This is a genomic window from Azospirillum sp. A29 (genome assembly GCF_042604625.1).
GTDB lineage: Bacteria > Pseudomonadota > Alphaproteobacteria > Azospirillales > Azospirillaceae > Azospirillum > Azospirillum palustre.
Window position 1 is genome coordinate 1364474 of sequence record NZ_CP170460.1, and the last position, 24754, is coordinate 1389227.

At 68.9% G+C, this 24754-nt stretch carries 16 protein-coding genes; 2 read left to right on the forward strand and 14 right to left on the reverse strand.

The window, feature by feature from the left end:
- The 14 genes from ABNQ38_RS05810 to ABNQ38_RS05875 form a co-directional block, all read right to left on the reverse strand.
- A complete protein-coding gene (locus ABNQ38_RS05810) occupies positions 1-384 on the reverse strand; it encodes a hypothetical protein (RefSeq protein WP_377806160.1) in 384 nt (127 codons plus the stop codon).
- Between the two features lie 14 nt (positions 385-398).
- The gene (locus tag ABNQ38_RS05815) at positions 399-3488 is read right to left on the reverse strand and encodes an ABC transporter substrate-binding protein (RefSeq protein ID WP_377806162.1); all 3090 of its coding nucleotides are present in this window, start codon (positions 3486-3488) and stop codon (positions 399-401) included.
- Positions 3489-3534: 46 nt separating this feature from the next.
- Positions 3535-4932, reverse strand: a complete 1398-nt coding sequence (locus tag ABNQ38_RS05820; RefSeq protein WP_377806163.1) for an HlyD family type I secretion periplasmic adaptor subunit — start codon at positions 4930-4932, stop codon at positions 3535-3537.
- Positions 4929-6611, reverse strand: a complete 1683-nt coding sequence (locus ABNQ38_RS05825) for an ATP-binding cassette domain-containing protein (RefSeq protein WP_377806164.1) — start codon at positions 6609-6611, stop codon at positions 4929-4931. Before ABNQ38_RS05825 ends, ABNQ38_RS05820 begins: the two co-directional genes overlap by 4 nt.
- The gene (locus tag ABNQ38_RS05830) at positions 6608-7969 is read right to left on the reverse strand and encodes a TolC family protein (protein WP_377806166.1); all 1362 of its coding nucleotides are present in this window, start codon (positions 7967-7969) and stop codon (positions 6608-6610) included. The genes ABNQ38_RS05825 and ABNQ38_RS05830 overlap by 4 nt, the downstream gene beginning before the upstream one ends.
- Before the next feature lie 198 nt (positions 7970-8167).
- On the reverse strand, positions 8168-14134 hold the full coding sequence (locus ABNQ38_RS05835) for a hypothetical protein (protein ID WP_377806167.1): 5967 nt from the start codon (positions 14132-14134) through the stop codon (positions 8168-8170).
- Between the two features lie 148 nt (positions 14135-14282).
- The gene (locus tag ABNQ38_RS05840; RefSeq protein ID WP_377806168.1) at positions 14283-15332 is read right to left on the reverse strand and encodes an ABC transporter permease; all 1050 of its coding nucleotides are present in this window, start codon (positions 15330-15332) and stop codon (positions 14283-14285) included.
- Complete coding sequence (locus tag ABNQ38_RS05845; RefSeq protein ID WP_377806169.1) at positions 15329-16876, reverse strand: sugar ABC transporter ATP-binding protein; 1548 nt, start codon at positions 16874-16876, stop codon at positions 15329-15331. The genes ABNQ38_RS05840 and ABNQ38_RS05845 overlap by 4 nt, the downstream gene beginning before the upstream one ends.
- A gap of 66 nt (positions 16877-16942) precedes the next feature.
- Complete coding sequence (torT, locus tag ABNQ38_RS05850; protein WP_377806170.1) at positions 16943-18019, reverse strand: TMAO reductase system periplasmic protein TorT; 1077 nt, start codon at positions 18017-18019, stop codon at positions 16943-16945.
- Between the two features lie 104 nt (positions 18020-18123).
- Positions 18124-19095, reverse strand: coding sequence for a biotin-dependent carboxyltransferase family protein (locus tag ABNQ38_RS05855; RefSeq protein WP_377806171.1), 972 nt, complete (start codon positions 19093-19095; stop codon positions 18124-18126).
- Positions 19085-19960, reverse strand: coding sequence for an allophanate hydrolase subunit 1 (locus ABNQ38_RS05860; RefSeq protein ID WP_377806173.1), 876 nt, complete (start codon positions 19958-19960; stop codon positions 19085-19087). Before ABNQ38_RS05860 ends, ABNQ38_RS05855 begins: the two co-directional genes overlap by 11 nt.
- A gap of 9 nt (positions 19961-19969) precedes the next feature.
- Complete coding sequence (locus ABNQ38_RS05865; protein WP_377806174.1) at positions 19970-21349, reverse strand: acetyl-CoA carboxylase biotin carboxylase subunit; 1380 nt, start codon at positions 21347-21349, stop codon at positions 19970-19972.
- A 5-nt stretch (positions 21350-21354) separates the two neighbouring features.
- The gene (locus tag ABNQ38_RS05870; RefSeq protein WP_098738303.1) at positions 21355-21591 is read right to left on the reverse strand and encodes an acetyl-CoA carboxylase; all 237 of its coding nucleotides are present in this window, start codon (positions 21589-21591) and stop codon (positions 21355-21357) included.
- Between the two features lie 88 nt (positions 21592-21679).
- Complete coding sequence (locus tag ABNQ38_RS05875) at positions 21680-22465, reverse strand: 5-oxoprolinase subunit PxpA (RefSeq protein ID WP_377806175.1); 786 nt, start codon at positions 22463-22465, stop codon at positions 21680-21682.
- Positions 22466-22738: 273 nt separating this feature from the next.
- Between ABNQ38_RS05875 and ABNQ38_RS05880 the strand changes: the two genes are divergently transcribed.
- Together ABNQ38_RS05880 and ABNQ38_RS05885 are read left to right on the forward strand one after the other, a co-directional pair.
- Positions 22739-23650: a LysR family transcriptional regulator gene (locus ABNQ38_RS05880; RefSeq protein ID WP_377806176.1), complete on the forward strand. Its 912-nt coding sequence runs from the start codon at positions 22739-22741 to the stop codon at positions 23648-23650.
- Positions 23651-23792: 142 nt separating this feature from the next.
- Positions 23793-24668, forward strand: a complete 876-nt coding sequence (locus ABNQ38_RS05885; RefSeq protein ID WP_377806177.1) for an AraC family transcriptional regulator — start codon at positions 23793-23795, stop codon at positions 24666-24668.
- The last annotated feature ends 86 nt before the right edge of the window (positions 24669-24754 follow it).

A 24754-nucleotide genomic window follows, 5' to 3' on the forward strand; every position in this document is an offset into this window, starting at 1 on the left:
TCAGCCGCCCGCCCCACCGGCGCAGACATAGCCGGCCGGCGTGTGGCGGTACCAGTTGCCTGCCGCCCCGGTGCAGGGGGTCAGCACCCGGTCGTTCTGCTGCGGGGCGGCCGGTTCCGCTGCCGGAGCCGGCGCGGTGCCGTCGGCAGCCCGGCCCGTCACGGGGCGGTTGGCGAGGGCGAAGGACTCCTCGTCCTCCTCGACGATCATCACATAGCGGGTACGCTTGGACGGGTAGCGGATGCCGACGTCGTAATCGCCGTCGCCCACCCGCTCCAGGATCGCGGCGGACTTTTCGCTGCCGAAGGGGGCGCAGGCCGACCCGGCGAGCAGGACCGGCAGCAGCGTCGCCGCGGCGAGGCAGCGGCGGAGGGGGCGTGTCATCGGGATGCTCCTGCTCATGCCGGAACGGTCGCGTGCGGGATGGCTGCGGTGACGACCGCGGCGGCGGCGCCCGCCTCCAACAGGTCAGGCGGGGTCGGGTCGATGCCGGCGTCGGCCAGCGTCCGGTAGACCGAGCGCCAGACCAGTTCGGGCACGGCGAAGCTGGCCTCGTGGTCCTTGACGCAGAAGAACAGGTTGTACTTGCACAGCCACTGGCCGTTGACGGCGCGGAAGCCGTCATAGCGGACGAAGGGCAGCCCGCCGGTGTCGCTCGGCATCACCCGGTCGGTGGCGCGCAATGCCGTGGTCAGCAGCCCGCCCATGTGGCCGGGGTCGATGCTGGCGTCGGCGAAATATTCCAGCTTCATCGAAACGCGCTCGACCGAGCTGAAATTGACCACGGTCGCTTCCGACACCTTGGCGTTCGGCATCGCGACGATGAAGCCGGCGACGTTGCGCACCCGCACCGTCCGCCATGTCATGTCGACCACGACGCCGCGGACGACGTCGGTGATCTGGATGCTGTCGCCGATCTGGAACGGCCGTTCGATGTTGAGGATGATGCCGGAGAAGACGTTGGCGATGTTGGCCTGGATGGCGAGGCCGATGACCATGCCGACGAGGCCGGAGGCCGCCAGCAGGCTGGTGATCGGCTGCTTCAGCACAAAGGCCATGATGCCGCAGCCGGCGAAGCCGAAGACGATCAGGGTGGAGAAGCGGCGGACGATGGCCGGGATGCGGCGCTGGGTGCGGATCTCCAGCGGGGTCCAGACGAAGCGTTCCATCGTGCGGTCGACCAGGATGGCCGGCACGATCCACCACAGCACGTTGATGCCGTTCACCACCATGGCGATGCCGCTCGCCGGCAGCGTCGCCACCGCCTGGTCCAGCACGATGTTGCCGGCCGACATCAGCAGGAGCGGCCAGGACAGGATGCGCATGAACAGCGTCTGGATCTTCCAGAACTGGCCGCGGTCGCGCCGGTCCATGAAGGCGGCGAAGACCGCCAGCACCGCGCTGAAGATGGCGATGTAGACGAAGAAGTCGCGGTGGATGAAATCGCGCGCCGCGGGCGCATCCGGCGTCGCCACCACGCCGAAATCGACGCGGGAGAAGTCCGGCTGCGGCCGGCCGAAGCCGACATAGTTGGGATCGCCTTCGCTGCTGACGCTGGTGACGTCCTGGGAAATCCAGGCGCGCGACAGCCGCCAGCCCGGCGACGGGGCCAGCACCCGCTTGGCGCGCAGCTGGTCGAGCAGGGTGGAGCTTTCGCTTTCGCCTTCCAGCGCCCGGCGGAAGCGGTCGGCGAGGCTGAGGTCGGCGGCCGACGCGGTTTCCGCCGCGGCCATCGCCTTCAGCTTCTCCACGAAGTCGTTGGTGTTCACCAGCGACATGCCGAGCACGTCGGTGACGAACATCACCGTGTTGCGGTTCTGTGTGCGGTGGCGGAAGCTGACGCCGACGGAATGGCTGCCGTAGGGCGGCCGCTGGTCGGAGAAGTTCAGCGAGAAGCGCCCCTCGATCCGGTAGGCGACGTAGGTGGTGACCTCGCCGCGCTCCTCGCGGTAGGGCTTGCCGAGTTCCACCGGCTTGACCGCGTTGGTGAAGGCGACGTCGGCCGGGTTGAAGGCGCCGCGGTAGCGGAACCAGATGGTCAGATTCAGCGTTGCTTCGTTGGCGTCCGGGTTGAGGTCGCGGATCTCGTGCAGCTGGACGCCGGTGTAGATGACGTCCGTCTTGTACATGAAGCGGTCGTTGACGTAGAGCGCCCGACCGCGCTGCACCTCCTCCAGGAAGTTGGAGACGCCGGCCTCGCGGATCGGCTGCAGCTGGGTCAGCGCCGCCACCGGGTTCAAGCCGTTGTAGGTCGCCATCATCACCGGCAGGGTCGCCTGCCCGCGGGCGTCGAAGGTCCAGGTTCCGGCATTCGACTGGACCGCGGTCTCGGCACGGTCATGGCTGGCGATGGCGAGACGGACCGCGTCGCCGTCGGGCTTGCCGGTGCTGGCGGGCGCTGCGGCGATGGCGCCGGCGATCAGATCGACGCCGTCGGCGCCCAGCGCCGCCGCCCAGTCGGGCACGGCGTTGAAGCGCTTGACATATTGGCCATAGAAACGCTGCGCCCGCTCGTTCGCCGTGTCGAACAGCACAGGCGAGGCGACCAGCAGGCCATGGCCGTAGGCCTCTGGCGTCAATGCCTTGGGGTTCGCCTGGGTCTGGGCGACGATCTCGGTGCGGAAGGCGGCGGTCGCCATCTCCGAACTGCCGGCGATCAGGTTGCGCACGCCGACGTCGCGCAAGGCGACCACCACGCGCGCGCTGTCCACCGCCGAGCCGATGACGACGATAGCGCCGGTCGGCATCCGTTCCTTCACCGCCTGGGCGAGCGCCGGCAGGGCGCCGGCCCCGCCGCGTCCGGGGGCGTAGGTCCACTGGTTGACCAGCTTGGTGCCGAAGCGCTGGAGGATGGTGTCGAACTGGCCGGCAAGCGACGCCGCCTGCTCACTGTCCTCGCGGATGATGGCGACCGTCGGTTCGCCCACAACGTTGCGGACATAGTTGGCGAGGAAGCGGATTTCGTGGGTGCGGTCGAAGCCGATGCTGAACAGCCACGGGCTGGGCGTGCCGTCCGCCGGGCGGACCAGCGGGCGTGGCGCGATCAGTGGGATTTTCTTCTGCGCATAGATGGCGGCGGCGCTGTCGGTGGCGTCCGGCGTATGACCGACCACCGCGACGATTGCCGGGTCGTTGGCGATGCGCCGGGCGATCTCCAGCGACTTGCCCTTGTCGCCCTCGTCGTCGAAGGGCCTGACCTCCACCGGGCGTCCGCCGATGCCGCCGGCCGCGTTGATGGTGTCGGCCCGCAGGGCGGCACCCTTGCGCAGCGCCAGCCCGAGCGCCGCGTCCGGTCCGCTCAGCGGTCCCACCACGGCGAGCGCCAGCGGCTCCCCGGCGCGCTCGCCGAGGAAGCCGGCGCGCACCACCAGCGACACCAGAACGGTGACCAGCATCGCCGCCGCCAGGATCAGGGCGAAGCGCGCCTTCTTGGTCATGTGTGACCAGCGCAGCGGCTGCCGGGAACGGGGCTGGAGCGAACTCAGCATCGGGGGATCCTCGGGGGAGGGATAAGTCTCGTGATCGCAGCCATCCTCACCGCTCCTGCATCGCGTGCTGGAGGCCGTTGAGGACCGGCGAGAAGACGTAGTCGAGGATCGTGCGGCGCCCGGTCAGGATGCTGCAGGTCACCCGCACGCCGGGGAACAGCTCGTAGGTCTTGCCGCCATAGTCGAAGCGCGTCACCGGCAGTTCGACGCGGACCTTGTAGTAGGACTGCTTGTTGGCATCGAGCAGCGTGTCGGGGCTGATCGTCCGCACCCGCCCCTCGATATGGCCGAAGCGCGAGGCGTCGCTGCCGGCCAGCGTCACCACCACCGGCTGGTCGGCGCGGACATAGCCGATGTCCTGCACCGGCAGGCGGGCGTCCACCACCAGATTGCCGTCGCGCGGCACCAGCTCCACCACCGTCTCGCCGGCTTTGACGACGGCGCCCTTGGTCGAGACGGCCAGCGTCTTGACGATGCCGTCCATCGGCGCCCGCATGCTGGAGCGGTCCAGGCTGTCCTGGTAGCGGGTCAGACGCTGCGACAACTCGTTGTGGTTGCGCCGCGCCTCGTCCAGCGCGTTGCGGCCCTCTTCCTCATACTTGCGGCCGATCCACACCAGCTTGCTGCGCGCCTCCGCCAGGGCCGCTTCGGCCTGGGCCAGGGTGGCGCGGTCCTCGGCGATGGAGCCGGTGATGCGGGCGTCGTCGCGCAGAAGCTCCAGATGCTTCATGCGGTTGGTGATTTCCCGCTTCAGCAGGCTTTCGCTGATCGACAGCTGTTCGCGGATCAGGCCCTGCGCCACCTGGGAGCTCGCGATGCGCGCCCGGACCGCAGCCGCCTGTTGCTCGCGCTGGACGATGTCCTGGCGCTGGATGTCGAGGTCGGAGGCCAGCCGGTCGCGCCGGGCGCGGAACAGGTCGCGGGTCTGCGCCACCAGATCCGGCCGCTCGCGGGTCAGCGTCTCGGGAAAGTCGATGCTGTCGCGCCGCGTGACCTCGGCCTCCAGCCGGGCGATGTCGGCGGAGAGCGAGCCGAGGCGCAGGCGCAGTTCTTCCAGGTCGGCGCGGGTCTTGGTCTGGTCCAGTTCGACCAGCACCTGACCGGCCTTCACCGAATCGCCTTCCTGCACCAGGATGTCGCGGATGATGCCGCCTTCGAAATGCTGGACCGACTGGTTGTAGGCCAGCGGCACCACGTCGCCGGGCGCGCTGCTGGAGACGTTCAGTTCGGCGATGGAGGCCCAGCCCAGCGCGGCGAGGAAGGCGGCGATGCTGACGGCGAACAGACCGTCGCCGAAACGGCTTTCGCTCTCCGGCGCCGTGGCGGTGGCGAAGGGCAGTGCCGGTGCCGCTGCTGCTGCGCCCAGGTTAAGGCTGGGGGAAAGACCGGGGGGCAGGGTGGGGCTGGCGGCCCGCTTGCGGGTCAGCAGGGGAAGCGGCTTCATGATGCCACCAGTCCGGCCGGGTCACGGCTCATGGCCAAATCCTGCGACTGATCGAGGTCGAGCACCAGGGAGGCGCCCTGGAGGATGCGCGGATCGTGCGAGGCGATGACCACCGTGTGGCCGGCGCGCGCCAACTCGATCAGCGTGCGGTAGACGACGGCGGTGCCTTCGGCGTCCAGACCGTCGGTCGGCTCGTCCAGCAGGATCAGCCGACCGCCGACCGCCAGCGCACGGGCGAGCGCCAGCCGGCGCCGGTGCCCGACCGGCAGCTCCTGGCCGAAATTGCGCAGCGGCGTGTCGAGCCCCTGGGCGCAGTCGGCCACCGCACGTTCGGCGCCGGCGCGGTGCAGGACGGCCTGCAAGTCCGTCTCCGACAGACGCGGATTGGCGAGCAGCAGGTTCTCCCGGATGGTCCGGTTGAGAAAGACGGGCTCCTGCGGCAGATAGCCGGTCTGCTGGCGCCACCAGAGGGGGGCGAATTTGCGGATGTCGACGCCGTCGGCCAGGACGGCGCCCTCCTGCGGATCGGCAAGCCCGGCGATCAGGCGGATCAGCGTCGATTTGCCCGAGCCGTTCCGCCCCTTCAGCACCAGGATGTTGCCGGCGGGAACCGACAGCGACAGGCGGCGCAGCAGCGGGGTGACCGCACCGGCCGGGGTGTAGGTCAGGTCGCGCAGCTCCAGCGTGCCGCCATAGCGGGGCAGGCTGGTGCCGGTCGGCGGCTCCACCGCCGTGCGGGCGAACTGCTCCAGCCGGCTCTGCGCCTGCCGGGCCATCGCCAGCGATTCCCCGATCTGCGCCAGCCGGGTGAAGGGGGCCAGCGCCCGGCCGACCAGCAGGTTGACGCCGATCAGCGAACCGACATCCAGCTCGCCACGCACCACCAGTACGGCCCCGGTCGCGATGACCGCCACGCCCTGGAGCGCCTGGAGGCTCTGCGCCATCGACTGGGCACGGCCCTGGCGCATCGACATGCGTTCGCGCAGGGCCCGGAGAGTTTTCGCCGCGCGCTGCCAGTCGCCGAGCAGCGGCTTGGCGCCGCCGAACAGCGCCACAGCATCGCGGCCGACGATGGCGGAGGTGACGAGACCCTGCGCATCGGCACCGGCCTGGGCCAGATCGCGGCCGACCGCCCGCATGTCGGCCTGGGCCAGCAGGCCGGCGGCAATCGACAGCAGGGTGAACAGCACGCAGATCGCCGCCAGCGGCCAGGAGACCAGCGCCACCACGAGGATGAAGCCCAGCGCGAACGGCAGGTCGAACAGCGTCGCCAGATTGGCGGAGCCGAGCGCCGCGTCGATCTGCTCAGGCGCCCGCATCGCCTCGCGCCGGGCGGCGTCGCCCTCCGCCGAGCCGGCGCCGCTGCGCGCGGTCAGCAGGATGCCGAAGGCGCCGATCGCCAGACGGTCATGCTCGGCGCGGCCGATGCGGCCGGCGATGCCGAGGCGGACGTGGCGGAACAGATGTTCGAAGGCGATGGACAGCACGACCCCGACGGTCAGCGCCGCCAGTGTCGAATCGACGCCGTGCGTCACGTACCGGTTCAGCACCAGCATGGTGTAGAAGGACGAGGCGAGGCCGAGCAGGTTGGCCGCGAGCGAGGCCGCGAAGACGCGGGTCGTCAGCTGCAGGTTGGAGCGCAGCCGCAGGAGCAGCAGTCCGATGGCGCCGCCGGTCATTGCTGGTCTCCCTTCCCGCGCTTGCGCTTGGTGTCTCGGTTGGCAGGAGGTGACGGCTCGGTCTTGCCGGAGCCGTCGAACAGGCCGCGCCCCATCGCCGCCAGCTTCGGCATCGGCTTGGTCTGGATGTCGGCGGCAGTCAGACGTCCCATGGCGGCCAGCAGACGGTATCCGGCGAGAACGAGTTCCGTCTCCGCCGCGGCGGCATCGCTGCGCGCATTGATCAGCGTCGTCTCGCCCGACAGGATGTCGATGAGCGACCGCGAACCCAATTCGCGTTCCGCCCGCGCCACGTCGAGGAAGCCGGCGGCGAGGCTGGCCTGATCGTTCAGCAGCTTCACCTGCGACCTCGCGCTCTCCAGCCGGTTCCAGCTGTTGCGGACGGTTTCCAGCACCGTGCGTTCCTGGTCGGCCCAGTTGGCGTCGGCGGCGCGCAGGTCGGCTTCGGCGAGGCGGACACTGTTGATCGCGGTCAGGCCGGTGTTCAGCGAGAAGGTGACCTGCAGCTTGAACAGCAGCTCGTCCTGCCGCCCCGGCTGGCCGGCGACGTCGCTCTTGATGTTTCGCTCGACATAGCCTTCCACCCGCGGATAGAGGGTGCGGCCGCGCACCGAAGCCACCGCCTCCTGGGCGGCGGCCGTGGTCAGCGCCAGTTCCTGGAGGCGCGGGTTGTGGCGGCGCGCCTCATCGACCGCCGCGTCCATCGACAGCGGCAGCGCGGCCTTGGTCATCGCCAGCACTTCGGCGCCGTCCAACTGGAAGGGCACATGGCCGAAATAGGCCTGGAAGCGGCTGAGGGCGGTCTGCATCGCCTCTTCCGCCGCGACACGGCGGGCCTGGGCGCCGGCAAGCTGGCTCTTGGCCTGGAGAACGTCGGTGGAGAAGCCATAGCCTTCCTGAAGGCGGACCTCTTCCAGGCCGGTCTGCCGGCGGATGTTGTCTTCCGACTGGCGGGAGAAGACGAGCAGCCGGTGGGCGCGGACAAGAGTGGCGTAGGCGCTCAATCCCTCCACCAGCAATTCCTGGCGGGTGCGCTCCACGGCGATGTCGGCGCGGACCACGGAGACTTGCGCCCGCCGGATGTCGGCGTTGGTCGCGTCGAAATCCCAGATCAGCTGGGTCGCGCGCACAGAAAGCTGCTTGGCGTTCAGGTCGGTATTGGGAAGGCCGGCCGGCTTGTTGGTGGTCTCCCGCCCGCCATTGGCCGACAGGCTGAGCGTCGGGTACCAGCCGCCATGGCTGATCCGCAGAGCGTTGCGGGCGGACTCGGCTGCAGCCTCCGCCCCCCTCAGCCGGTCATGGGTTTCCGTCGCCTTGCCGATCAGGGAGATCACGTCCTCGCGCGGAGACGCAAGCACAGGCTGCGCCCCCCAGGCGATCAGCGGAAGCAAGACCGCAATAGAAATGAAGGATTTACGCATGGGGGTCCTGGGGCTCGCCATCGACCAAAGCTTACGGGCTTGCGACAATGGCGAACATAGCCGACAACCCTTATAGGGCTTTAAGACAAAACAGTGTTCAAATTCCTAATAAATCCTCTAAATCTGTCAGTAGCATTAGGGTGTTGTGATATGATGCACGCTTTGTGTATCGGCGTTTTGTGAATGGTGCTGATCGAAGACGTGAGATGCCGCAGTCGAATCCGACAAATGAGAGAAAGAATCTTGCGGTACAACCGTACCTTCCGCAGGCAGGCCCAGGCCTGATGTCAGCAGAGCCGTGAAATTGGTACCCGATGCTATCGCCTGCGGCTGGACCTGAACCTGAGCGGCGGAGGCGGCCTTCACATCGAAGGCCACGCCGGCCACCGCATGGCTGCTGCCGTCAGCCATCGTCATGCTGGTGGTGCCGAGGATGCGGCTGCCGGCCAGGCTGGCGTCGCTCGGGCTCGCGGTGGTGGCGATGGAGCGGATGCCGGCCTCCGCAAGTCCGCGCAACTCGGTCGCCTGACTCACGCCGTCGCCGTTCGCATCCTGCCAGACCTTCAGGGTGGCGAAGGTCTCGTCGGTCGCATCCAGGCGGCCGTCATGGTTGCGGTCGAGGGAGGCGAGCGCCTCCAGGCTGCTGTTGAAGCCGCTGCCGAACTGTTCCGAGACCAGTTCGTGCGCATCGTCGATCCGCCCGTTCCCGTTGCTGTCCTGCACGAGGAGGGCATTGCCGGCCCCGATCCAGCCGGTGCTGTCGGCGACGCCGTCGCCGGTCACATCGAAATGGACGCCGTCGGACAGCGGCCGCAGGGCCAGCCCGTGGCCGGTCATATCCAGCACGATGGGATCGCTGGCGACCGTCGTCAGCTTGATGTTGTCGACGCGCAGGATCGGGTTGACGCTGTTGTCGCCGGTGTCGGATGTGCCGAAGCCGAGCGACAGGGTGCTGTTGGCCGAAACGACCACGCTGAAGCTGCCGCTGGCGCTCGCCTCCTTGGCCAGCAGCGTCACCACGCCATTGACGCTGACGAAGGCGAAGTCGTGGTACGAGGCGTTGTCGGAGAAGGTGAAGGACCAGTCGAAGGTCAGCGTCGTGTCCTGCGTCACCGTCACGGTCGTGCCGAGCTTCATCGCATGGCCGGCGGACGGCACCGTCCCGGTCGCGCTGGCGATGGAACCATGGCTGAGGCCGAGGAAATCCTCCAGCTGGGTCGGCGTCTGGCCGCTCGCCGAGGTGAGCGTTGCCTCATGGCCGTCGCCGGTCGAACCGACTGTTGCGCCGCCGGTGTAGGTCCAGCCGGTCAGCCCGTTGTCGAAGGAGCCGTTCGGAACCAGCACGCCGGGGTGCAGGGTCACGCTGTCGGTCGCGGTGGAGAAGGCGCTGCCGGCGCCGGTGTCCATCGTCACCTTGGTGCCGGCGGTCCCGCTGGTCTGGTCCCAGGCATGGATGGTCAGGGCACCGCTGATGGTGCCGGGAACCGAGGCGTTGGGCTGGAAATAGAGCCGGTCGGTCGAGCGCAGCAGCAGGGCGGAATCACTGTCGTTGACGGCGCCGACGAGGCTCCAGCTCGAACCGCCGTCGGTCGAGAACCACCAATGCCCGTAGGCTTCGTTGGTCCCGACCAGGGCGATGCCGGTGACCGCACCGGTGTCGCCGTCGGTGACGTTCGCCGGGCCGCTGCCGTTCAGGCCGACCAGCGTCGACACGGCGATGCCCGCGGTTCCCGCCGTGGGCGCGGCGAGGGCCTCGCCTGCAACGGAAAGGGAGAGGTCGGTGTCGGCCAGGACCGGGGAGGCGTTCGGCGGCGCCACCGTCACGGCGACGGACGTGCTGGCGGTCAGCGGTCCGCCGGCGCCGCCACCGCCCTGGTCGTCGACCAGGACATGGATGCTGTCGGCGCCGGTGTAGGAAGTCGCGGTATAGAGAAGCCCGTTGGTGGCGCCCAGCAGGCTGTTGATGGTGGCGAGCGTCGCCCGGATGGTAACGGTGTCCGTGCCGTTTCCGGTGATGACGGCGTCCGTCCCGCCATCGGCGAGCGTCAGCGTCCCGTGTCCGGCGGAGAGGGTCACCAGCAGCGGAGTCGAACCGGCGTCGATGTCCGACACCGACAGGCCGGTGACCGCGACCGCCACGCCCTTCACCGTCGACAGCGCCGTGGTGTCGGCGGTGACCTGCGGGGCATCGTTGACCGGCGTGACGCTGCCGGTCAGCGCGATGGTCTCGGCACTGTAGACCGTGCTGCCGCCGACGCCGTGCGTCAGGTCGACATGGCCGCCGGTGGCGGTGGTGCCGGCGCCCTGTTCGATCAGCCGGACGGTCAGGGCCGGGGTGGTGCCGTTCCAGTCGGCCGCAGGTACGAAGCGCAGCAGGTCTGCGGCGGCGACCACCAGGGCCGACCCTTCCGACACCGTGCCCACGGCCGCCCAGGCGGTGCCGGTCCAATATTGCCAGACGCCTTCCGTCGCGGTCGCCGCATTGCCGACGATGGCGATCCCGGCAAAGCCGTTGGCCGACGATCCTCCAACCACTGCGTCGGCCGCGTCGGAGAACAGGCTGCCGAACAGGCTGGTGACGGTGGCCCCGGCCGGATCGGCGGTGTCCTCGGCGATGGCCGGCAGGGTTGCCGCGGTGCCGGTGGCGACCGGTGCGTCGTTGACGGCATCGACGCTGCCGCTCAGCGTGATGGTGCCGGCGCTGAAGCGGCTGGTTCCGCCGCCCGCGGTCGCGGTGACATGCTCGCCGCTGGTGATCGCTCCCAGCGAATTGTCCACCAGCCGCACGGTCAGGGCCGGGGTGGTGCCGTTCCAGTCGGCGGCGGGCAGGAAGCGCAGGGCGGTGCCGGCGGCCAGCAGCAGGCCGTTGCCGGCGCTTGCCGCGCCGATGTCGGCCCAGCTGCTTCCGGTCCAGTACTGCCACAACCCCTGCGTCGCCGTGGCGGCGTTGCCGACCACCAGCACCCCGGCGAAGGCATTCGCCGTCGATCCGCCGGCGACGGCATCGGTGGGGTCGGAGAACAGGCTGCCGAACAGGGTGGAAACGGTCGCCCCGGTGGGGTTGGCGGCGTCCTCCGCGATGTGCGCCAGCGTCGCCGTCGTTCCGGTGGCGATCGGGGCGTCGTTGACGGCGGTCACGCGGGTGTCGAGCTGGATGGCCGACACGCTGTAGGGGGTGATGCCGCCGACGCCGAGGCTCTTCAGGTCGACGCGGTCGCCGCTGACGAGGGCGCCTGCCGAATCGTCGACCAGTCGCACCGTCAGGCTGGGGGGCTGCCCGTTCCAGTTCGCGACGGGAAGGAAGCGCAGCATGGTCTCGGCGGACAGCAGCAGGGCATTGCCGTCCGACGCCGCGCCGACCGCGACCCAACTGCTTCCGTTCCAGTACTGCCATTCGCCCTGGGCGGAGTTGCCGGGATTGGCGACCACGGCGATGCCGGCGAAACCGTCGCCGGTGGCGCTGAACACCGCATCGCTCGGGTCCGAGAACAGCTTGCCGAACACGGTCGAGACGGAGGCGCCGGCCGGGTTGCCGCTGTCCTCCGCCACGGCGTCCAGGACGGCCTGCACGCCGGTCGCCACCGGGGCGCCGTTGACGGAGGTGACGTCGATGGACAGCTTTGCCACATCGGAGGACAGGGGCGTGGTGCCTCCGGTTCCGTCGAGCGTGAACAGCCGGTGCTCGGCGCCGCTGAAGCCGCCGGTCCACTCGTTCCCGACGGCCCGCAGTTCAAGGGCGGGCGCCTGTCCCGAGGCCCCGGCCGCTGGCAGGAAGCGCAGCAGGGCATTGCCCGGCAGCACCAGTGCCGCCGTTTCGGCAACCGATCCGACCGCGCTCCAGCTGGTGCCGTCGACGCTGTACTGCCAGATGCCGAGTTGCGACCCCTGGTTCGCCACCACCGCGACGCCGACCACGCTGCTGCCGGTCTCGCCGGGCCGGAACATCGCTTCGATCAGGTGGAAGACGGTGAAGCCGGCCGGAGCGGCGCTTCCCTCGGCGATTGCCAGAGCCTTCGCCAGGGCCGCCGCGTCGAAGGATGCCGACAGGGTCGGTGCCGCGGCGTGGTGCTCGGCCGGGACGGTGGGGGTGGCGGGCAGCGTCGGCGTTACGGTCGGCGTGGTGGTGCCCGAGGTGTCGGACGACGCGTTTTCGACGGCACGGACCACCGACTGCACCGCCCGCTGCTGGCTCTGCGCCGCGACGGCGAAGGCATCGCTGGTGCTCAGCGCCTTCGTCACCGAGGGGGCGGAGACGGCCGGCCGTGCGTCCGTCGATGTGGCGGAGTGGGCGGCGGCGTCGCTCGTGGCGGTGCCCTTGTCCGTCGTGCCGGGCAGATCGAAGCTGATGGCCTTGGGCGCGGCATCGCTCAACGCCGCCTGCTTTGCCGCCTGCGGGGAGGCGTCCGGTGCCGCCGGCTTTCCATCGGCGGATGCATCGGGCGCTGGCTTGTCGCCGGTGCTTTCCTTGGCGTCGGCCTTCGCATCGCCCTTGTCGCCCGCCTTATCGTCCGCCTTGGCGTCCTTCCCGTCCTTTTCCTTTCCGCCGTCGTCCTTCGCCTGCGCATCGGCCACCTGTTCGGCGGCCTTACCGTCGGCGCTGTCGCTGTGCTGGGCCCCGTCCTTGGCAGCATCCTTGGCAGCTTGTTTGGCTTCGCCGGCCTCCTTGGGGGCTGCCGCCTTGTCGGGGTTGGCGAGGTCGGCAATCGCCTTGTCCTGCGCCGACACCGGGACTTCGCTGGCCTGGGTGTTCTGCTGGACGGTGTCGGCGGCCTGACGGGCTGCCGCCAGCGCCTGCCCGGCGGGCCGTCCCTCCGCCAGGGCCTGCCCGAGCGCCGCGCTGAAGGCGGCGCCGGAGCCGCCGAGGGCCTGAACGGCCTGCTGGACATTCTGCCCGCTGGCGAGAGCCGTGACGAGCGGATCGGCCTTCACCCCCTTCGCCGTCTCGGCCGACAGGGACGATGCCGCGGCGACGTCCTGGCGTGCCGTGCCCAGGGCGCCGGACGGCTCGTGCCCGCTGGACAGGGCGCTGCCCAGGGCCTGCCCGAATCCGCCGGCTGCGGTCGGGTCGATGCCGGCGGCCGAGGCGAAGGACTTGACGGTTTCACCGACATTGCGGCCGGAGGCGAGCGACGCCACCAGCGCGTCGGTCGGCTTGGGCGGCACGGCGGCGGCGTTCTGGCTGGCGGTCATCTCCGTCTGCGCCCTGACCGACGCGGCGAGGGCGGCATCCGGCGATCCCCCCTGCGTCAGGGCGTCATTGAGGACGCTGGCGAAGGCGGCACCGTTCGCGGCGGCGTGGGGCTCCGCACCGCCGGAGGACAGGGCGGCGAGCATGCGGGCGCCTTCGGACTGTCCGACCGTGGTGGAATGGGTCAGGGCCTCGCTGTTGGCACTCGTTTCCTTCGCTGCGGTCACGGCGGCGGTGGAGTCGGCGCCGCTGGACAGCGCGCGTTCCAGCGTGTCGGCGAAGTGGCCGTTCTGCCCGGCCCCCACCGCCTTCACCGCCTCCTGAACGCCGGAGCCCGAGGCCAGGGCGGCGGTCAGCTGCTCGGCCGGGGAAAGCGGTGCCGCCACTGGTGTGACCGTAGGGGACGGCGGCGAATTGAGGGCCTGCGACAGGGCGGCAATCGGGTCCGCCGCACCCGCCGGCCGGGCGAGCGGGTCCATCACCCCGTTGAACAGGGCAGCGGACAGGTCGGATGCCGTGCCCTTTGCGGTCAGTGCTTCCGTTCCGTGTCCCTGGCCTTGCGCCAAGGCGCTGGCGATGCGCTGCTCGCCGGTCAGCGAGGCCGCTTCCTGCGTCGCCTGCGCCATCCGCGCGGCGGCACCGGCGGCGATCCGGTTCGCCTGGGCAATGGCGGCATCCGGCGTCGCCTGCGCGCCGAGCCCGGCGGTGAAGTCATGCATCCAGCCATCGACCAGCGTGCCCGCCGACGACTCCGGCAGGCCCTGTCCGGCCAGGGCCGCCGCCATTTTCCCCTGAACGGCCTTCAACGCGCCCGGGTCGCCGCTCAGCATCACCGCCGCGGCTTCCGAAGCGAGTGCGTCGGGAATGGTCAGGAGCGGGGCGGACGGGGCGTCGGCCTTCAGGGTGTCAGGCATCTGGGACCTTTCGCCGGCGCTGCATTTGCTTGTGGCAACTGCAATAACACAGCGATTCACTGAAGAAAATCTAAACGCCCCGGTAACAGTTTGGATGCTGAAGTGGTTTTTCTACGGAATCGGCAGGCGACGTGCCGGGCAACGTGGCTCAGGCGGTCATCATCATGCGATAGCGGATCTGGTCGAAGATCACCGCCAGGATCAGCAGCCCGCCGAGAAGCACCATCTGCAGGTAGGATCCGATCTGGGCGAGGTTCATGCCGTTCTGCACCAGCACGATGAAGAAGGCGCCCAGCACCACGGTCTCGACCCGGCCGATGCCGCCGCGCAGCGACACGCCGGCGATCACGCAGGCGGCGATGGACTCCAGCGCCAGCGTCCCGCCGAGATTGGCCTCGCCCGATTCCACCCTTGCGGTCAGCAGCAGGCCGGTCAGCGCCGCGATCAGGGCGCACAGGACATAGGCCACGACCAGCGTCCGGCCCGTGTGGATGGCCGACAGCTTCGCCGCCTTGATATTGCCGCCCACGGCATAGAGGTGGGCGCCGGTCCGGGTGCGCGTCATGACCACCCAGGCGATGGCGACGGCCACGGCGGCGACCAGCACCGGCACCGGGATGCCCAGCCAGCGGCCGAAGCCGAACAGGTCGGCGAACTCGGCCGGCAGTCCCGACACCGGGACGCCGCCGGTCAGGAACAGCGACCCGCCGGCCGCCACCGAACTGACGCCCAGCGTCATGATGAAAGGCGAGACGCCGAACAGGGCGACGCCGGCCCCGTTCGCCAGACCGACCAGCGCCGCCACCGCGAATCCGGCCAGCGCGCCGAGCGCGATCACCAGAATAGGGGCATCCGGGAACATCTGGCCGAGCGCCGCCATCGCCAGCGCCGACACGACGGAGGTGAGGGCGACCGTCGCCCCGACCGCCAGATCGAAGCCTCCGGTGATCAGCACCATCATCTGCCCCAGCGACACCAGGACCAGATAGACCGACTGGCGCATCACGTTGACGAGGTTGTCCGTGGTCAGAAAGCGGTCGGATGCCAGCGCGAAGACGATCAGCGCGGCAGCCAGGAAGAAGGGCAGCACGCCCAGCCGGATGAACAGCGCCCGTCCGGCCAAGCGCAACCGGACGGTGGCTGGAGCGGGGACCGGAGCAGCGCCGGACGGCGGGGAGGCGGCAGAGGTGGCGCTCATGCGGGCAGTCTCGCTTCTTGATCGAGGACGGAAACCGATGGGGCGGAAGCCGATGGAAGGGGGTCGAAGAAATGGGAGAGGATGGCCGCCTCGCCGATGGCGTCGCCCTCCAGTTCGGCGGCGATGCGGCCATGGGCGAAGACCAGCAGGCGGTGGGCGAGGTTCATCGCCTCCGGCAGGTCGGAGGAGATCACCACCACCGCCTTGCCGGCCTCCGCCAGTTCGCGGATCAGGCGGTAGATGGCGGCGCGGGCGCCCATGTCGACGCCGACGGTCGGCTCGTCGAAGATGTAGAGGTCGTAGTCGCGGCCGAGCGCGCGGCCGAACAACGCCTTCTGCTGATTGCCGCCGGACAGCTGGCCGGCCGCCCGGCCGCGATAGGCGACCGGAAGCTCGACCCGTTCGGCGGTCGCCTCGCACCGCCTGCGGATGCGCTGCCAGGGCAGCAGGCCGAAGCGGCTCGGCGTACCGGCCAGCTCCCCTTGCGCCAGATTGTCCCGCGTGCTGAAGGCCAACTGCAACCCCTCGGTCTTGCGGTCAGGCGGTACATAGCAGAGGCCGGCCCGCATCAGGTCGCGGGTCGAGGCACCGGTGACGTCGCGTCCCCGCACCGTCACCCGGCCGGCCTGGACCGGCAGCAGGCCCATCAATGCCCGGAAGCTGCGCGATTTGCCGGAACCGACGAGGCCGGCCACCCCCAGCACTTCGCCGGCGCGGACCTCCAGATCGACGCCATGGACACCCCAGGCGTGCAACCCCTGCGTCCGCAGCAGGACCTCGCCGGGATTGTGGGCGATGGACGGGTAGATCTCGGCGATGGCGCGGCCGGCCATCATCTCCAGCAGGGCCGCTTCGCTGGTGTCGGCCATCGCCACGGTGCCGATCCGCCGGCCGTCGCGCAGCACGGTGACACGGTCGGCGATGCGGGCGAATTCCTGCATTCGGTGCGAGATGTAGACGATGCCGACGCCGCGGGCCTTCATGCGGGCGATCACCGCGAAGAGGTGATCGACCTCGCGGTCGGTCAGCGAGGCCGTCGGCTCGTCCAGAATCAGGATGCCGACCTCGCCGTGCAGCGCCTTGGCGATCTCGACCATCTGCTGCTCGGCGCGGCTCAGCGTGGCGACCAGCCGCCTGGGGTCGATGGCGAAATCGAGGTCGGCGAACAGGGCGGTGGCCTTGCGCCGCATCGCCCGGCGGTCGAGAAACGGGCCTTTGCGTGGCTCGTCGCCCAGGAACAGGTTTTCCGCCACCGTCAGGGTCGGGACCAGCGAGAATTCCTGAAAGACGGCGGAGATGCCGGCGGCTCGGGCGTCGGCGACGCCGGTGAAGCGGGCATGATGGCCGCGCACCAGAATCTCGCCCTCGCTGGGGGCGGATACGCCGGCCAGCAGCGAGATGAGGGTCGATTTGCCGGCGCCGTTCTCCCCGAACAGCACATGCACCTCGCCGGCGCGCAGATCGAAATCGACGCGATCCAGCGCGGTGACGCCTGGATAGCGCTTGGTCAGGGCAACGGTCCGGATCAGGACGGGAGGGGACATGCGCGTGCTCCGGGTGGAATGCCGCCCATGCGGACCGTCGGGCCCGTCCGCATGGGGGCTGGGAGGTCACTTCACGCTGAAAACGGGGGCAAAATTGTCCGGCGGCAGGATGGTGTCGCGGGACACCGTGCCGACATTGCTCTTGTCGACGACGAAGATCTTTGGGCCGACATGGCGGACCAGATCGGTCTTCTCCAGCGCGCGCACCGCCTGATCGATGGCGATCCGGCCCTGGATGACCATGGAATCGGCCGGTGCCGCCTGGATGAAGCCGCGCTTGATGCCCTGATAGACGCCGGGCGTCATGTAGAAGGCGATCAGCCCGACCTTGTCGCTCAGGCCGCGTTCGCGCAGCAGCCCCTGCGCCGCCTCGGCGGTCACCGCGGTGCCGGCGACATATTTGATGTCCGGCGTCGCCTGCAGCACGTCCTCCACCAGCCGCAGCTGCGCCTCCTTGCCGGTGTCGCCATAGCGTGGTTCCAGCACCTGCACGGCGGAGCCGGCCACCGCCTCCATGAAGCCCTTGTTGGCGGCCTCGACCCAGCCGGCGCCGGCCGGGCCGGGGAACCAGCCGACCTTCACCGGCGGGCTGCCCGCCGGATGCTTGGCCGCAAGATAGCGGCCGGCCTCGGCCCCCATGGTGTGGAAGGAGACCAGCGACTTGGCGGTGAGCGCCGGGGACGAGATGCCGTTGATGACGTCGATGACCGGGATGTTCTTCTTCGCCAGCTCCGCGACCAGATTGTTCAGCCCGTCGAAGCTGATGGCGCCGATCACCACGGCGTTGGCGCCGCGGGCGACACAGTCCTCGATCTGGCTGATCTGCTTGTTCAGCTCGGTGTAGCCGCCGGCCTCCACCACATTGACCTTCACCCCCAGCCGCTTGGCCTCCTCGACCACGCCATAATCGACGCCCAGCCAATAGGCGTCTTTCATGTGTGGGAAGGACACGCAGATGTCCCACTTCTTCGCGGCCTTCGGCAACGGGCTGTAGGAGATGTCCTTCGGCCGGCCGTCGGCGGAGAAGGCGGGCGTCACCTCCACCGCCGGATAGGGGAACCACTCGGCGGCTGATGCCGGCAGGGCGGCAAAGCTGCTTCCAAGGACTGTGGCGGCGACAAGAGCGCGAGCGAGGGCGTTCATGCGAGGGGTCTCCACGGCATGGGATGGGACGGACGGGGGATGTTTTTAAAAGAGCTATAAAAGAGTTGGGGGGAGGCGGCGGGCCGCTGCCGCCTCCCGGCCGGTCACGCGAGGGCTTCGCGTAGCAGGTCCAGCCGCCGGGCCTCGTCGGCGCGGGCGGCCAGCGCCTGTTCCATGTCGATTTTGACGAAGCGCACGCCGGTGTGGGGCTGCATCTGGCCGATCAGGTCCATGTCGGCGGAGATCACCGCGCCCAGCGTGAAATAGCCGCCGCCCGACACGGCGTCGCGGTGCAGGACGATGGGCTCCGTGCCGCCCGGCACCTGGATCGAGCCGTAGGGGTAGCAGGCATCGACGATGTTCGACGGGTTGGAGCCGGCGCCGAAGGGCTGTTCGCGCGGTTCGAAGGTGAAGGGGCGGCCGCCGCGGAACCGGTAGCCCATGCGGTCGGCCTCCGGCGCCACCTTCCAGCTGTCCTCGAAGAAGTTGCGCCCGGCCTCCTCGGTGATGAGACGCCAGTAGAGGCCGGGCAGAACGCGCAGTTCGGCGCTCTTGCCCACCGTGCGGCGTAGCGCTTCGGGAACCTCGGTGCCGTGGCGGAACGCCCCCGGCTTGCCCAGCGGAACCATGTCGCCCGTCGCGAGCGCCCGGCCGTGATAGCCGCCGAGCGCGCCGATGATGTAGGTGGAGCGGCTGCCCAGCGCCGGCGGCGTGTCGATGCCGCCGGAGATCGCGATGTAGGCGCGGGCGCCGCCCCTCAGATAGTCGAAGGACAGCACCTGTCCGGCGCGCACCGGGAAGGCGGTCCAGGCCGGATGCGGCTCGCCATCGACGCGGGCGGGCAGGTCGGCGCCGGTGACGGCGACGGTGGCGTCCACCTCGAACTCCAGCTGCGGCCCCATGAAGACCGCTTCCAGGGCGGCGGCTCCTTCCGGGTTGCCGACCAGCAGGTTGGCGGCGCGCAGGGCGTAGCGGTCCATGGCGCCCGACATCGGGATGCCGAGATGGAAATAGCCGGGCCGGCCGAGATCCTGGACGGTGGTCAGCAGGCCGGGGTTGAGAACCTTAAACGCCATGGAGGGTCTCCATCAGCCGCTGGTTGGTGCCGTCGATGTCCGCGTTGAAGCCGTCGAGGTCGAAGGTGACCTTGCGGATGCGCGGCTCATAGCGGTTGGCCGCGACGTCGGCGGTGATGGCGTCGTATTCCTCGCGGTCGATCGGCTTCCATTTCACGATGTCGCCGGGGCGGAAGAACACCATGAAGTCGCGCAGGTAGGAGACCTTCTGGGTCGGGTCGTAGATCGGCATCGGCGTGATGCCGAACATCTGGTAGCCGCCGGCGCCGCGAACCGAATAGACGCAGCCGAAGCAGCCGCCATGGCCGATGGTGTGCTTCGGCGTGTCGGTGCGCGGGCGCAGGTATTTCGGCACCTGGATTTGCCGCGACCGCTCGACCAGCTGGTAGAGGAAGGGCAGGCCGGCGACGAATCCCACCATCGACACGAACCAGGGCGAGGCGTGGTGGGCGTGGATGAACTGTTCCACCGTGTCGTAGCCGTTCACGCGTGCCGCATAGTCCAGATCGGTGCTCTGCGGATCCTGGTGCCGCTCGCGGAAGCGCATCAGCGTTTCGGTGGTCCAGGGATCGCGGTAGTAGACCGGCACCTCGACGATCCGGGTCTCCAGCCGCTTCTCCGCCCGGTCCGCCGCCTGCTCCAGTGTCCGCAGCCGGCCCATCAGGTCATCGGGAGCGATGCGGTCGGGATCGAACTTGACCTGGAAGCTGCCGTTGGCAGGGCAGATCTCCGTGACGCCCTCGATATAGGCGGAGCGGAGCGCGTTGGTGATCGACATGCTCTTGAAGAAAGCTTCGAGCGACATCTCCTCGTCCATCTCGACGAAGATGTGCTCGTCGCCACCGTAGGAATAGCGGGTCTGCATCCGGTGCTCCTATTGCGCGGCCTTCTGGGAATTGAAAGCGGGGTTCCCGGCCAGCCAGCCTTCCAGGAACCGGGTGTGCGCCTTGCCCGCCCGGACATCCGGATCGGCGGCCAGCGCCTTGTGCAGCGGGACGGTGGTCTTCAGCCCGGTGACGGTGAAGCCGTCCAGAGCCGCGGCGAGGCGGTCGATGGCCTCGTCCCTGGTGGCGCCGTGCACGATCAGCTTGCCGAGCAGGGAGTCGTAGAAGGGCGGGACCGTGTAGCCCTCGTAGATCATCCCATCGAAGCGGACGGCCGGGTCGGTCGGCACGGACAGCCGTTCGACGGTGCCGGGGCAGGGCAGGAAACCGGCGGCCGGATCCTCGGCATTGATGCGCACCTCGATGGCGTGGCCGGTCCGCGTCACCCGATCCTGGGTCACCGGCAGCGGCTCGCCCCCGGCGATCCGGATCATTGCCGCCACCAGATCGATGCCGGTGATCATCTCGGTCACCGGATGCTCGACCTGGATGCGGGTGTTCATCTCGATGAAGTAGAAGGCGCCCGACGGCTCGTCGTAGAGATATTCCAGCGTGCCGGCGCCGCGGTAGCCGACGCTTTCGGCCAGCGCCACCGCCGACGCGCAGAGCTGTGCGCGGGTGGCCTCGTCGAGGCAGGTGGCCGGCGCCTCCTCCCACACCTTCTGGCGGCGACGCTGAAGCGAGCATTCGCGCTCGAAGCAATGGATCGCCCGGTCGCCGTCGCCGAGGATCTGCACCTCGATGTGGCGGGCGTTCTCGATGACCCGCTCCAGATAGAGACCGCCGTCGCCGAAGGCGGCCTGGGCCTCCGACTGCGCCTGCGGTGCGAGGCGGCGAAGCTCGTCCGGTGTCTCGGCGATGCGGATGCCGCGCCCGCCACCACCCGCCGCCGCCTTGATCATCACCGGATAGCCGATGGTCCCGGCGGCGGCGAGTGCGGCGTCGATGTCGGCGACGCGGCCCTGCGACCCCGGCACCACCGGCACCCCAGCGGCGATGGCGGCCTCGCGGGCGGCGGCCTTGTCGCCCATGCGGCGGATGGTTTCACCCTTCGGCCCGACGAAGACCATGCCGAAGCTTTCCACCATGTCGGCGAACTCGGCATTCTCGGCCAGGAAACCGTAACCGGGATGGACGGCGTCGCAGCCTGCGGTCCGCGCCGCGGCCACCAGCCCTGCCGCATCGAGGTACGAGTGTCGGGCCGCAGGACGGCCGACGCAAACCGCTTGGTCGGCGAGCTTGACCGCCAGCATCTCGCGGTCGGCCTCGGAATAGGCCTGGACCGTCTCGATCCCCAGGCTCTTGGCGGCGCGGATGATCCGCACCGCGATCTCGCCGCGGTTGGCGACGAACAGGCGGCGGATCGTCATCGGGATCAGCCTTCCAGCTCGACGAGGACGGCGCCGGCCATCACCGGTTCCTCGTCCTCCACCGCGAAGCTCAGGATGGTTCCGCCGACGTCGGCCCGGATCTCGTTGAAGCTCTTCATGACCTCGACGAGACCGATGACGTCGCCCGGTTCCACCCGGTCGCCGATTTCCTTGAAGGGCGGCTGGCCGGGGGCGGGGCGCCGGTAGAAGGAGCCGGGCAGGGGGGAACGGATCTCGGGCATCGAATCAATCCTTCTTCAACGGGCCGCCTGGGGCGGGAGGGGAGAAATCAGGAGATGTCAGCGAGCGGTGGTAAGCGGGGGGAGTGGATCAGCGGGTTTGGGGGTGCAGGTCGGCGGCGGCGACGATGCGCAACCCGTCCTTCAGCAGGGCGTCGCGCACCGCGGTTCCGATGGCGAGCGCGCCCGGCGTGTCGGAGTGGAAGCAGATGGAGTCGAAGGCGATGTCGATGTCGTCGCCCTCCACCGTCCGGACCTTGCCGTCGCGGCAGGCGCGGACGCATTTGTCGGCGACCTCCGCCGGATCGAGCGGCCGCATGCGCCGGGCGAAGACGATGGAGCCGCTGCGGTCATAATCCCGGTCGGCGTAGAATTCGCGGATGACCGGCAGGCCGGCCGCCTCGGCGACGGCACAGGTCTTCGACACGTCCATGCAGAACAGCAGCGTGTCGGGGCTCGACTTCAGCAGCGCCTCGACCATCAGGCGCGACAGCGTCTCGTCCTTCGCCGCTTCCATATAAAGGGCGCCGTGCGGCTTGACGTGTTGCAGACGGGTGCCGTGCCGGCGGGCGAATTCGCGCAGCGCGCCGACCTGATAGAGGATGTCGTTCACCAACTCCTCGGGCTTGGCCTGGATGACGCGGCGGCCGAAGCCCTGGAGATCGCGGTAGCCGGGATGGGCGCCCAGCGCCACGCCACGCTCGACGCCCAGCCGGACCACACGGTCCATCAGGTTGGGATCGCCGGCATGGAAGCCGGTGGCGACATTGGCCGAGCTGATGAGGTCCATCAGCGCATCGTCGGAGGCCTCGCCGAGCGTCCACTGGCCGTACCCCTCGCCGAGGTCACAGTTGAGATCGACCATTGTACGAGCCAACGCCTTACTCCCTTGCTTCGCGGTACCGGGGACGTCGAGCCCCAGGGATGAGTCCGCGGAATGGCTGCCTTGCCATATGAGCGTATGTTGTATCCGACCATTTGCAATTTCTAATTTTTGAGATTGCTTTATCTGTTTTTTAGATGACAAAGTCCGCCCGTAAATCAGGCATTACGGCAAGCTTCCGCCAAATTCGGACTGGCGGAGCCTGTGCAGGATTTAGGCATGTTCTGATTTCTCGATATCCATTCTCGTCAAATTCCGGGGTTCGGCATGTTGAATTTCCGCCATGTGAAATATTTCGTCGCCACCGCCAATCTTGGGCAGGTGTCGCGGGCGGCGCGCGAGCTGTCCATTTCCCAATCGGCGATCACCTCCGCCATCAAGGAACTGGAGGCCGAGATCGGTGGGCGGCTGTTCGTCCGCACCGCGCAGGGCATGGAACTGACCGACACCGGCCGCCGCTTCCTGGCCGCCAGCCACCGCATAATGGCGAGCGTGGAGGAGGCGCTGCACCCCGCCGACACGGCGGAGGAGGTGGCCGGCAGCCTGACCATCGGCGCCAGCTATACGGTGCTGGGATATTTCCTGCCGCAGCATCTGGAGCGGCTGGAGCGGCGCTACCCCAACCTGCGCATCCACATCCACGAGCTGACGCGCGAGATGATCGAGGACAATCTGATCACCGGCCGGCTCGACATGGCGGTGGTCCTGACCTCCAACATCAGCAATCCGGAACTGACGACCGAAACGCTGATCGGAAGCCAGCGGCGCCTTTGGGTGCCGGCCGGGCACCGGCTGCTCGACCTCGATTCCGTCGGGTTGCAGGATGTCGCTGAGCACCCCTACATCATGCTGACCGTGGACGAGGCCGCCCATTGGACGACGCGCTACTGGAGCGCCTCGCCCTTCCGTCCCAATGTCCGGCTGCGGACCTCGTCGATCGAGGCGGTGCGCTCCACCGTGGCCAACGGCCAGGGGGTGACGATCCTGTCCGACATGGTCTACCGGCCATGGTCGCTGGAGGGGCGTCGCATCGAAACGATCATCATGCGCGAGCGGGTTCCGGCGATGGACGTCGGCCTCGCCTGGCGTCAGGGGGTCGAGCTGACGCCGGCCATGCGCCTGTTCCGCACGCATTTCAGCGAGGTTTACCAGACCCCGCAAAGCCGCATGCCGCGGTGACCGTCCGCTCCGGCGACGGACGCCGACTTCTGTCCGCATGGGTCTGGTAAAGGGGCCCCCCGACGATTAGCTTGTAAAGCAAATCATCGACGAGCATTCCGGCGGCCATTTGCCGCCGTCGGGCAGGAAGGGATCTAAAGCCATGTCGAAAGCGATGCGCATCCATCAGGGAAGCTTCGGCCGCGTCGCCCTGCTGGACATGGATAATGCGCTGATCCATCACGCGCATCCCCATTGCCATGTTCTGTTCAAGGCATCCGGCGCCGACACGCGCTTTGCCGTCGGGGAGCAGCTCTATCCGCTGCGCGACGACACCGCGGTGCTGGTCAACAGCTGGGAGGCCCATTCCTATGCCCATCAGCCGGGCGCTCCGCGCACCGTGATCCTGGCTCTGTACATCGAGCCGCGCTGGCTCGGTGCGATGCAGCGGGAACTCAACGCCAGCGGCAACCCCGGCTTCTTCGCGCAGTCCTGTGGCGAGCTGACGCCATACATCCGCCGGCTGGCCGACCGCATGGCGGCGGAACTGCTCTATGACGACCCGTCGGGCGAGCGGATGGAAGAGGCGCTGTTCGACCTGATGATCGCCATCATCGACCGCTTTTCCGAATGGCGGACGCTCGGCGGGACACGCTACGCCGCCCCGGCAGCCGGCGATTTCCGCATTCGTCAGGCCATCCTGTTCATGCGGGGAACGCTGGGCGAGGAGTTCGACGCCGCCCGTGTCGCCGCCGCCGCCGGCCTGTCGCGCGCCCACATGTTCCGGCTGTTCCAGCAGACGATGGCGATCACCCCGGCGCTTTACTTCAACGTGCTGCGGATGGAGGCGGCCATCGACGCCATGGCCGCCGGGCTGGAGAGCGCCACCGAGGTGTCCGGCCGGCTCGGTTTTTCCGCCCCCAGCCATTTCAGCCGCTTCTTCCGCAACCACCAGGGCGTGACGCCCACCGAATACCGCCGGGTCGTCAATCTGGTGGACCGGCCCGGCGGAGGGCGGCCGGAAGCCGGGCATGCATGACAATGAGACGCGCAGAAAAATGAGACGCCCATAAAAATGAGACGCTAGGGTAAATCGCGACACTCCACGGTAAAAGCTTTGCTTGG